This is a genomic window from uncultured Anaerococcus sp. (assembly GCF_963512375.1).
In the GTDB taxonomy this organism is placed as follows: domain Bacteria; phylum Bacillota; class Clostridia; order Tissierellales; family Peptoniphilaceae; genus Anaerococcus.
Map to the genome: position 1 here is coordinate 47,524 of NZ_CAUPMI010000006.1, position 11,189 is coordinate 58,712.

The window sequence follows — 11,189 nt, forward strand, 5'->3', positions numbered from 1 at the left end:
ACTTACTCCAATACTAAATTTTTAGCATAAGCTAGGTAGCCTCCTTCTAGGAGAACTTGCTTTTCTCTATTTGAAAAATCTGATTTTAATTTTATCTTGATATTTTTAGTCAAATCTTCTAAGATATAGGAATCTTTTTCTATAGATTCTTCCATATTTACAATTCTAATGTCATCGTATTCGTCAATTTTGTCATAATCTGCAGGCTCTTCAAATACTAGTGGAAGAATTGCGTTATTTATTAGATTTGACCTGTGGATACGAGCAAAGGACTTGGCAACAACTGCCTTTATTCCAAGATATAGAGGAATTAGGGCAGCGTGCTCTCTGGATGAGCCTTGGCCATAGTTTTCACCTGCAAGGATGACCCCACCATCCATGTCTTCACATCTTTTCTTGAAGTCGTCGATTTTGGTTGTGAAGGCATATTCTGATAAATAGGCAATATTTGACCTAAATGGCAAAAGCTTAGCATTTGATGGGCAGATATCGTCGGTTGTTATTCCATCTCCTGCCTTAAAGACTACCTTTTTATCTATATCGCCTGCTTTACTTGCCTTTGGGAAAGGCTTGATATTCTTACCCTTAATTGTTTCTTTGATTCTTTTGGTGTGGTCATCTTCTGGTCTTATAAAATAGGCATCTGTATGGTTAAAGTCTACATCTTTTGGGAAATTTTCCTGATAGTCAAGCTCGCTAGGATCTGCTATATAGCCTAGGACTGCACTTACTGCACATGTTTCTGGGCTTGCAAGATAGATTTTCGCATCCATGGTGCCAGACCTACCCTTAAAGTTCCTATTAAAGGACCTTAGGGAAACTCCGTCTGATTTTGGTGCCTGACCCATACCTATACATGGGCCACAGCCTGATTCTAGGATTCTTGCTCCAGCCTTTATCATTGTAGCAAGGGCACCATTTTCTGAAATCTTTTCTAAAATTGTAGCAGAACCTGGTGATATAACTAGGGATACATCTGGGTGAACCTTCCTGCCATCAAGAATAGCAGCTACCTTCATGAGGTCCATATAAGAAGAATTTGTACAAGAACCGATAGCAACTTGGTCAAGCTTTATCTTTTCTAGATTGCCCACCACTGCATATTGGTCTGGATAATGTGGCTTGGCTACAGCTGGCACTATCTTACTTAAATCTATGTCTATATTTTCATCGTAAAAGGCTCCTGGGTCAGCAGATATTTCAACATAATCTTCTTCCCTATTTTGGCTCTTTAGATAGGCTAGGGTATTTTCATCTGATGGGAAAATAGATGTGGTCGCACCTAGCTCTGCTCCCATGTTGCAGATGGTTGCCCTGTCTGTAACAGAAAGACTCTTAACCCCTTCGCCTGTATATTCCATGATATAGCCTGTACCACCCTTTACGGTAAGCTTGCCTATGATATAGAGGATAATGTCCTTGGCATTGGCATTTTTATTTAGCTTCTTGGTCAAATTTACCCTAAATACCTTAGGGACTTTTACAAAATAAAAGCCGCGAGCCATAGCAACTGCCACTTCAAGGCCTCCTGCCCCTATGGCAAGCTGGCCAAGGCCACCGGCTGTAGGTGTGTGGGAGTCAGACCCTAAGAGGGTTTGACCAGGTTTGGCAAATTGCTCTAGGTTTACCTGATGGCAGATGCCTGCTCCTGCCTTTGAGAAAGTAATTCCATATTTGTTGGCAGCTGACTTTATAAATTCGTGGTCATCAGCATTTTCAAAACCTGCTTGTAAAATATTATGATCTATGTAGGCAAGAGAGTTTTCTGTAGCGACATTTTCTATATCCATTGCCTCAAGCTGGAGGTAGGCCATAGTTCCTGTCGAATCTTGGGTAAGGGTTTGGTCGATCTTTATTGCGACTTCTTCCCCTGTTTTAAGCTCTCCTTTTAGTAAGTGATTTTTAAATATTTTCATAGCTAATGATAAAGCCATATGTACTCCTTTTTACTTTAATGTGATATCGTATAGTGGGTATTATACTTTGAATTTTTAGAAATACCATCTAATATTTATCCACGAATTGATAAAGAAAAATCACCCCGCCACAAAAGATGAGTCTTAAGCGACAGAGTGATTTATGAAAATTATTTTTTAGTATAGTTTGGAGATTCTCTTGTGATTTGGATATCGTGTGGGTGGTTTTCTACAAGAGAAGCTGGGCTTATTTTGACAAATCTTGCTTTTTCTTCTAGTTCTACTAGATTTTGAGCTCCGACATATCCCATACCTGACCTAAGGCCTCCTAGAAGTTGGTAGATGACATCACCTACTGATCCTTTGTAGGCTACCCTACCTTCTACTCCTTCTGGGACATATTTTTTGGTATCATTTTGGAAATACCTATCGCTTGATCCTGATTTCATAGCTGCAAGAGAGCCCATGCCGCGGTATTCCTTAAATTGCTTACCTTCAAACATGATTGTCTCTCCTGGAGATTCTTCAGTACCTGCAAAGAGAGAACCTGCCATTACTACACTTGCCCCACAAGCAAGAGCCTTTGTAATATCACCAGAGTATTTAACACCACCATCAGCTATTATTGGAATGTCATATTCCTTAGCTGCCTTATAGCAATCGATAATGGCTGAGATTTGTGGAACACCGACACCAGTTACAACCCTAGTTGTACAAATTGAACCAGGACCTATACCTACCTTTACACAATCTACTCCAGCTTCTATGAGGTCTTTGGTAGCTTGGCCTGTGGCAACATTGCCGGCTATAACTTGAAGGTCAGGATATTTAGCTTTTATCTTTCTTACAGCATCCATAACTCCCTTAGAGTGGCCGTGGGCTGTATCTAGGGCAATTACATCGACTTTTGCTTCTACTAGGGCATCGACCCTTTCCATCATATCGCCTGTAATACCAACACCTGCACCAACTAATAACCTGTCGTGTTCATCACGAGCTGAGTTTGGATATTGGCGAGTTTTCTCTATATCCTTGATGGTGATAAGACCCTTAAGTTTGAAATCATCATCAACTATTGGAAGTTTTTCAACCTTGCCAGATTCCATCTTTTTGACAGCATCAGTCATTGAAATTCCAACATGACCCACTATTAAGCCATCTTTTGTCATTATATCATCAATAATTACACTTGGGTCTTCTTGGAATCTTACATCACGGTTGGTTAAAATTCCCTTAAGATACATCTGATCATCTACTATTGGTACACCTGAAATCCTGTAATTTGACATGATTTCTAGGGCATCTGCAAGAGTGTTGTATGGATGAAGGAAGAATGGATCTGTAATAACCCCATGCTCACTTCTTTTAACCCTGTCGACTTCTCGAGCTTGTTCTTCTATAGACATATTTTTGTGAATGATACCTATACCACCTTGTCTAGCCATAGCTATGGCCATCCTGGATTCTGTAACTGTATCCATGGATGCAGACATGAGTGGGATATTGAGCTTGATCTTCTTAGTCAATCTAGTTCCTACTTCAACTTCATTAGGTAGAACCTCTGAAGGACCTGGTACTAATAGTAAATCATCAAATGTTAAGCCGTCTCCAATAATTTTCATAATAACCTCTTTTCTTTTTTGAATTTACCTAGCCAATACTGGCTAAATATAAGCTGGAATAATTATTTTTCTTACTATACTTTGATATAATTTTAAGTCTAGGGAATTTTAAATAAAAAAGAAGCTAAAAATAAATTAGCTCCTTTAGTAATTATTCTCTTGCTTTTTTTGATGCGTAGGCAAAAACTATGGTATCTGGACCTGTGTGGGCACCTATAGTTAGGCTCATTTCGTAAAGATTTACTTTAGAGATGCCTAAATCTTCTAATTCCTCTTTAATAATTTCTGCTTCTTGCCTATTAGATGAATATGATAGATAAACTTCATCACAAATACTTGTGTCTATATTTTCTTCAATATCTTTTAGGACCTTAGCTATAGCTTTTTTTCTACCTCTTACATTCTTATATTGGGTTATCTTTCCATCCTTATCTGTAACTAGGATTGGGGCAATTTTCATAGCTTGACCTATGATTGCCTTGCCTTTTGAAAGCCTGCCACCCTTTTGTAGGTACATTAGGTCATCAACCACAAATTCTACCCATATATAAGGTATTTTTTCCTCAAGGATTTTTTTAATCTCAATCATGTCTAGGCCCTTGACCTTTAATTTGTAGGCCATATCTAAGATTAGACTCTCTTCGATTGACCCAGCAAGGGTATCCACTATTTCTATTCTTCTATCTGGATATTCTTCTCTTAGGTTTTCACAAGCTATAGAAGCATTTGCAAAAGATGAAGATAAGCCAGATGAGAATCCTACATACAAGATATCCTTTCCTTCTTCAAGTACCTTCCTAAAGTATTCCTCATAGGTTAAAGGATTGGCTGCTACAGTTGTGTGCTTTTTACCTTCTTTAACAAGCTCGTAAAATTTATCTAGGCTAATACTCTCTTTATTTATGCCATACTCAACCCCGTCTAGAACTGTATTTATTGGGATTAATCTTATATCTTTATCTTTTATTTCTTGCATGTCAAAGTCTATACAAGAATCTCCTAGTAAACAAAAATCGTTCATATTTTACCTCTATCTTTATATAATCAAAATTAGATTGTTTGTATGTATTATACCATAATTTGCTTATAAAGATATTATTTGTCCTGAAATTATTTATAATACATAGCTTATCTAATTTTTTTAGAGGAAATATTATCCTATAGCATTTCTATAAAGGCGGCCATTCTTGTATTGAGTTGGCCAAGGTCTTGGGATGAGAAGTCTGTTTCTACGTAGGTGTATGGAATATTTTTCTCTTCTTGAACAAATCTTTTTATTTTTTCTCTTTCGACATTGTAGGTGTGGCAGGCTACTAGGTCCATTTCCACGACTCCATCCGCCTTATATTCATCAATTAATCTGCCTAAAAGTTCAAATCTATTGGTATCAGGGCTCATTACTGAACAACCTATGTCTATGTACCTGTCAGCTAGCGATCTTATTAGATCATAAGCTTCTAAATCTACATTTCTATCGAAATTTTTCTCTCCTGAGCAATTTTCAAAGGCTACTATCACTCCACCATTATCCTCGATGGCCTTGATTACCTTTTCTGTAGCTCCACCCATTGGACAGCCCGTTACAACTATTCTTGGCTTTTTCTCCCTAGCAGATGGGTCGTACTCATCGACTATTCTCTTTGCAAGAGCATTTATTTCATCTGCAAGACCTTTTTTATCCATCTTAAATTGGGTCCCGTAGGTGACATGAAAGAGGTCTAGACCTGACATTGGTGTTGGGTCAAGCTTCATGGTCTGGGCAATATTTTTCTGGGCATCTCTTATATCATTGCCAAGCTTTATAGCTGATCTTAATTTCTCTTCTGTGATTTTTTCGCCTAGCTTATCTTCCATATAGGTCTTAAATTCTGCTACTTCATCTGCCCAATATCTCTTAGCCTTTTCATCTTGTTTATTTGGTAGGTTCATCATATAAACTGGCTTTATTTCATCCATTAGCTCATACATTTTCTTTTTTCCATCGCAGGTTGTCTCACCTACTATGACATCAGAAAAGTAGAAGAAGGGGCACTTGTCAGTTTTGGCGAATCCGTAGGATGATTTTATAAGTGGGCATAGATTGGCTGGTAGGTCTTTTTCTGCTTCTGGTATAGTTTCATCACTAGTTGAGCATAGGCCCACTGTCGCAGCTCCTGCTGCCCAGGCGATTTCTACTGGAAAATATGTACAATAAGCACCTACTAGAGGTATATCCTTATCCTTTAATTCCTTTACACTTAAAAAGGCATTTTTCCTCGCATCAGCAAATTCATCAAATATATCTGGTAAATCTTTTATTACTTCATTCATCTTTTTTTCTTCTCCTTAGCTAAGTATGCTGCTCCAAGAGAGCCAGCAAATTGTCCATTTTCTACATTTTTTACTTCTTTGCCAATTAAATCTGAGAGGACCTCTGCAAAGTAGGATACATTTGAAAGGCCACCCGTTAGGATAAGATCATCGCTTTCTCCAATTTTGTTATACATCTGCCTAACCTTTTGGGCGACAGAGCCTACAATTCCTGCTGCTATATCTTCTTTCTTCCTACCCTCGCCAATAAGGGATGTGATTTCAGTTTCAGCAAAAACTGTACACATAGATGAAATTGCTAGGGGCTCTCCAATTTTAGCTAGATCAAATAATTCATCTATGCCAAGGCCTAGCTTATTGGCCATGACCTCGATAAATTTGCCAGTGCCAGCAGAGCACTTGTCATTCATCTGAAATTCCGATACCAGCTTATCCTCGATAAGGATAGCCTTGGTGTCTTGGCCACCAACATCTATTACAGCTAGATTATCGCTTCCTGAAAGAACCCTGGCCCCTCTGGCATGGCAGGTTATTTCTGTAATTACAAAGTCAGCATAATCAACACTTACCCTACCATAGCCTGTAGCTGTTACACGGGTCTGATCGCTTGTGACATCTATGCCCCTTTCAAGGAGTCTAGTTTTAATGTCACCTGCCACTTCCTTAGAAGACCAGCCAGTCGGGCTTACAAAATTAAAGTTTTCATCGCCTATGACAGAGACCTTGCTTGCAGTTGAGCCTATATCTATGCCTACATAATTCATTTGACATCTCCCAGGTCATATATTTTATCAAAAACGACCATTTTTTCCTCTAAAATCTTTTTTATTTGATTTATATCTGTCATTTCTGCCTCAAAGGCTAGGCCGCATCCTGCTGATATTTGGTTAGGGATAGGGATAAGCCTTCCCCCAAAATTACCCGCTTTAGCAAAATCTTCCATCATCATGGCATCAGTTGTTGTATCAAAACTTATTACTATCATCTTTTTCTCCTAAAATTTCCTTAAGGGCTAAGATTACTTGGTCAATCTCTTCTTTTTCATTAAAATATGAAAAGGAAAACCTCACAAGACCATCAGAATCAGTCCCCAAGGCCTTGTGGCAAAGGGGAGCACAGTGGGCACCAGACCTTGTGGCTATGTCATAGTCATCAGATAATATTTGAGCTAGCCTATCTGAAGGAATTTTTGACGACCTAAGAGCTACTATCCCAACCCTACTACTCAAATCCTTAGCTCCAAATATTTCAATATCTTGGATTTCTTCAAGTCTCTTTGTAAAGTATGAAAGTAAATCCGTATCTTTCTTTCTAATATTAGCAAGACCTGTTTCATTTATGTAATCTAGGCTAGCATTTAAGGATAAAATCCCGTGGCCATTTAGGGTGCCTGCCTCGAGGGCATCTGGCATCTCTTCTGGATGATTTTTATCAAATGATGCAAAGCCAGCACCGCCCACCTTAATAGGTTTGGGAACAAGCCCCTCTCTTATGTATATTCCCCCTATGCCCTGCATGGCAAAAAGTGCCTTATGACCTGTAAAACAAAGGCAATCAATACCAATTTTTTCAACATCTATATCAAGAAGGCCCGCACTTTGGGCAGCATCTACGATTAAGAGAAGGCCATGTTTTTTACAAAGCTTAGATAAAAAATCCAAATCTGTGATATTGCCAGTGACATTTGAAACATGACTTATGATTATGGCCTTGGTATTAGGCTTAATCATGGCTTCTATCGAATTATAATTAAGTAGACCCTCTTTCCTATCCTTAAAATCTATAAAGGATATTTCTGCTCCTTCAGCCTCCTTAAGATATAAGGGACGGAGGACTGAATTATGGTCAATTACCGATGTTATAACATGATCTCCCTTGCCTATAAAAGAAGATATGGCAATATTTAGAGCCTCTGTAGCATTGGATGTGAAGGCAATCCTTCTAGGATCCTTAATATTAAAAAGTCTTGCAAGTTTTTTCCTAGTATCTAAAACCATATGAAGGCTTGCTAGGCTTATTTTATTAAAACCCCTAGAAGGATTTCCAATTTTATCAAAATTTTCCATAAGCCTTTCCTTAACAAGGTCTGGTTTTATAAGGCTTGTGGCTGCATTGTCTAAATAAATCATATTCTTCCCCTATCTTTATATCCCCCCACTATTATCTAATATATCAGCCATCTTGTCAAACGTTTTACTAGATTCAAATATTTATATTCCAAGTCTTTGATAATGCTTATCAAACTCGTATGGTATTGTTTGCAAGTCCATTTCATTTTTGCTAATAATTGGTAAAATATTAATAGGAGGCCTTATGAAAAATTTAGAAGTATGCGGTGGTTGCAATGCGAAAATTGCCGCTGGTAATTTAGATTCCCTATTAAAGGATATAAAGCCCTACAGGAGGGATGATATAATAGTTGGCTTTGACAAGAAGGATGATGCAGCTGTTATAGATATTGATGGTAAGACTTGTATAATCCAGACATTGGACTTTTTCCCTACCATGGTCGAAGACCCATACCTTTTTGGGCAAATCGCTGCAGCCAATGCCCTAAGCGATGTTTATGCCATGGGGGGCGAAGTTATTTCTGCCCTAAATATTGTAACCTTCCCGCTGGAAGAGGACTTTGCTATATTAAGAGAAATCCTTCGTGGAGGCAATGATAAGGTTACTGAGGCTAAGGCAAGCCTTACAGGAGGCCATTCTATCCACGATAAGACCATAAAATACGGCCTATCTGTGACAGGCAAGGTAGAAAAATCTAAGATTTGGAAAAATAATACTCCAGAAGATGGCGATGTCATCTTACTTACTAAAAAAATTGGCACAGCCTTAGTCACAGCAAACTATGCCCAGGGCCTTGTAAGTGAGGATGATTTTAAGGCTTGTGTTAGCCAAATGGCTAAGCTTAATAAGTATGCCAGGGATATATTTGTAAATTACCATATCCACGCCGCTACAGATATCACAGGCTTTGGACTTTTGGGCCACCTGTCAGAGATGGCAGGAGATGACTATTCTATAGTAATAGATAGCAAGAAGGTCCCAATCCTAAGTCCTGCTAAGGACCTTGCCGGAAAATTTCTCTACACATCAGGCGGTCAAAATAACAGGTCCTACCTAGCAGATAAGGTAGAATTTATGATTGATGACTTTGCCATGGAAGAAGTCCTCTTTGACCCACAAACATCAGGTGGCCTTTGTGTGGCAGCCTGTAAATCAGAGGCAGAAAAAATTATAAATGAATTTAATAAACAAGGCCTAGATCTTTGGCAAATAGGCCAAGTGATGAAGAAGAGATCTTATGATGTTATTGTAAAATAAGGAGATATTATGAAAAAAATTGATTGTTTAGGAAAAGTTTGCCCAATACCAGTTATAGAAACCAAGAAGCTAATTAAGGAAAATCCAGATGAAACAGACTTTGAGATCCTTGTAGATAATGAAGTTGCTACACAAAATCTTGCAAAAATGGCCAAAGAATTAAAAATCGAATCAGCTTGCGAGAAAATCGAAGATGGAGTCTATAGGGTAAGTTTAAAGAAAAATCTTGAAGAGATTTGCGAAATCATGGATGATGCCCCAACCATGAATACATCATCATATGTTGTGGCTATATCTGATGATAGGATGGGAAAAGGCGATGAAGAATTTTCTAAGAGCCTACTTGAAGGCTTCATCTATGCCCTTACAGAACAAGATGTCCTCCCAGAAAAGGTAATCTTCTACAATAGAGGAGTATTTTTAACAAGCGATAATGAGAAAACTATCGAAGATCTCAAAAATCTAGCTAGTAAGGGTGTAGAAATCCTTTCTTGCGGCCTTTGCCTAGGTAATTACAAGCTTAAAGAAAAACTAGCTGTAGGTGAGATTACAAATATGTACAAGATTGTAGAAATTTTAAGAAGCCACCATGTAGTAAGCCCATGCTAGGAGAAGAATTTATCCTCTTCTCCTTTGCTAAATTCGAAGACCCAGCCAGGGCCCTTGATAAGGTCAAAGATTTCAAAAAGGCAAGGCTCATTCCCCTGCCTCCAGAAATAGATGCAGGCTGTGGCTTTGCCCTAAGGATTAGGAAAGAAGATTTGGATAAGGCTTTGAAAATACTTACGAAAGATGATTATGACGGGATTTTTCTAATGGGAAAAGGTAAAAATGGAAGGAGGCTAATAGAAAAATATGTATTTTGACAATGCTGCAACAAGTCTCCATAAACCAGCCCAAGTTAAAGAAAAGCTAATCGAGATATTAGAAACTGAATCTTTTGGCAATCCATCAAGGTCAGGTCATCTTTTATCTCAAAATACTATGATGGCAATTTTTGAAAGTAAGAAGGCTTTGGCAAGACTCTGCCATATAGAAAATCCTTCCGATATACTCTTTAGCCCAAATGCTACTTATGCCCTAAATTTTGCTATCCTTAGCCTAATAGAGGCGGATGACCATGTAATAACTACGACTACAGAACACAACTCCATCCTTCGTCCCCTCTACCAAAGTGGTGCTAGCCTTTCATTTTTAGACTTTGATGAAAATTTCAATCTAAAATACCAGGACCTTCCAAGCTTGCTTAAAAAAAATACAAAATACCTTGTAGTAAATTCGGCATCAAATCTTCTAGGCAATGTCAACGACCTTGATAGGCTCTATGACTTTGCAAGAGAAAATGGCCTTATAATGATAGTGGACCTAGCCCAGAGCCTGGGACTTGTTGATATAAATATGGGAAAATATGAAAATTCCCTCTTTGCCTTTACCGGCCATAAGTCCCTCTACGGCCTAAGCGGAACTGGGGGGCTTATAAAAAATGGAAGCTTTGCTTTCAAACAAGTCCTATCCGGTGGAAGCGGTATAAATTCATTTGCTAAAAGCATGCCGGATTCCTTCCCGCAAATCTTTGAGCCTGGAACTCCAAATTTTATTGGACAAATCGCCCTAAAGGCTGGGATAGACTTTATCCTTGATACAGGAATAGATAAAATAAATGATAAAACTCTTAGCTTAGCTAAAAGATTTTATAAGGGAATAGAAAATATAAAAAATATAAAATTTTATTCCAAAGCTTGGAAAAACCTAGAAAGTCCAATCGTATCCTTTAATATAGGATCTATCCCATCTGATGAAATAGCTTTAATCCTAGATGAGGACTATAATATCCAAGTAAGACCCGGAGCCCACTGTGCTCCCCTTATCCACAAGCACTTTGGCACAGAAAATCAAGGTATTCTTAGGTTTTCATTTTCATATTTTAACACTGATGATGAAGTGGAAGAGGCTATTAAGGCTGTAAAAGAAATTGCTCAAACATACAAATAGACCCGAAGCCGGGTCTATTTTC

General features: G+C 38.2%; 11 protein-coding genes. 4 read left to right on the plus strand and 7 right to left on the minus strand.

Features of this window, described 5'->3' with window-relative positions:
* Positions 1 to 2: 2 nt before the first annotated feature.
* The 7 genes from RRB46_RS03985 to RRB46_RS04015 all read right to left on the minus strand — a co-directional run bounded on the left by RRB46_RS03985 (position 3) and on the right by RRB46_RS04015 (position 7,977).
* Positions 3 to 1,934 carry an aconitate hydratase gene (locus RRB46_RS03985; protein ID WP_311537583.1) on the minus strand — a complete coding sequence of 644 codons (1,932 nt, stop codon included), beginning with the start codon at positions 1,932 to 1,934 and terminating at the stop codon, positions 3 to 5.
* Positions 1,935 to 2,086: 152 nt separating this feature from the next.
* Positions 2,087 to 3,538: an IMP dehydrogenase gene (gene guaB, locus RRB46_RS03990; protein ID WP_311537584.1), complete on the minus strand. Its 1,452-nt coding sequence runs from the start codon at positions 3,536 to 3,538 to the stop codon at positions 2,087 to 2,089.
* A 151-nt stretch (positions 3,539 to 3,689) separates the two neighbouring features.
* Positions 3,690 to 4,559, minus strand: coding sequence for a DegV family protein (locus RRB46_RS03995; RefSeq protein ID WP_311537585.1), 870 nt, complete (start codon positions 4,557 to 4,559; stop codon positions 3,690 to 3,692).
* Positions 4,560 to 4,696: 137 nt separating this feature from the next.
* A complete protein-coding gene (locus tag RRB46_RS04000; RefSeq protein ID WP_311537586.1) occupies positions 4,697 to 5,848 on the minus strand; it encodes a double-cubane-cluster-containing anaerobic reductase in 1,152 nt (383 codons plus the stop codon).
* Complete coding sequence (locus RRB46_RS04005) at positions 5,845 to 6,612, minus strand: acyl-CoA dehydratase activase (protein WP_311537587.1); 768 nt, start codon at positions 6,610 to 6,612, stop codon at positions 5,845 to 5,847. The genes RRB46_RS04000 and RRB46_RS04005 overlap by 4 nt, the downstream gene beginning before the upstream one ends.
* On the minus strand, positions 6,609 to 6,833 hold the full coding sequence (locus RRB46_RS04010; protein ID WP_311537588.1) for a DUF3343 domain-containing protein: 225 nt from the start codon (positions 6,831 to 6,833) through the stop codon (positions 6,609 to 6,611). Before RRB46_RS04010 ends, RRB46_RS04005 begins: the two co-directional genes overlap by 4 nt.
* Complete coding sequence (locus tag RRB46_RS04015) at positions 6,814 to 7,977, minus strand: aminotransferase class V-fold PLP-dependent enzyme (protein ID WP_311537589.1); 1,164 nt, start codon at positions 7,975 to 7,977, stop codon at positions 6,814 to 6,816. Before RRB46_RS04015 ends, RRB46_RS04010 begins: the two co-directional genes overlap by 20 nt.
* Positions 7,978 to 8,161: 184 nt before the next feature.
* Here RRB46_RS04015 and selD point away from each other — a divergent pair, with 184 nt between their 5' ends.
* From selD to RRB46_RS04035, 4 genes are read left to right on the plus strand one after another with little or no spacing between them, the layout of a single operon-like run.
* Positions 8,162 to 9,175, plus strand: a complete 1,014-nt coding sequence (selD, locus tag RRB46_RS04020; RefSeq protein WP_311537590.1) for a selenide, water dikinase SelD — start codon at positions 8,162 to 8,164, stop codon at positions 9,173 to 9,175.
* A gap of 9 nt (positions 9,176 to 9,184) precedes the next feature.
* Entirely contained in the window at positions 9,185 to 9,784 is a 600-nt protein-coding gene (gene yedF / locus RRB46_RS04025; RefSeq protein ID WP_311537591.1) for a sulfurtransferase-like selenium metabolism protein YedF, read from the plus strand.
* Positions 9,778 to 10,041: a DUF3343 domain-containing protein gene (locus RRB46_RS04030; protein ID WP_311537592.1), complete on the plus strand. Its 264-nt coding sequence runs from the start codon at positions 9,778 to 9,780 to the stop codon at positions 10,039 to 10,041. Before yedF ends, RRB46_RS04030 begins: the two co-directional genes overlap by 7 nt.
* A complete protein-coding gene (locus RRB46_RS04035; protein ID WP_311537593.1) occupies positions 10,031 to 11,167 on the plus strand; it encodes an aminotransferase class V-fold PLP-dependent enzyme in 1,137 nt (378 codons plus the stop codon). Before RRB46_RS04030 ends, RRB46_RS04035 begins: the two co-directional genes overlap by 11 nt.
* The last annotated feature ends 22 nt before the right edge of the window (positions 11,168 to 11,189 follow it).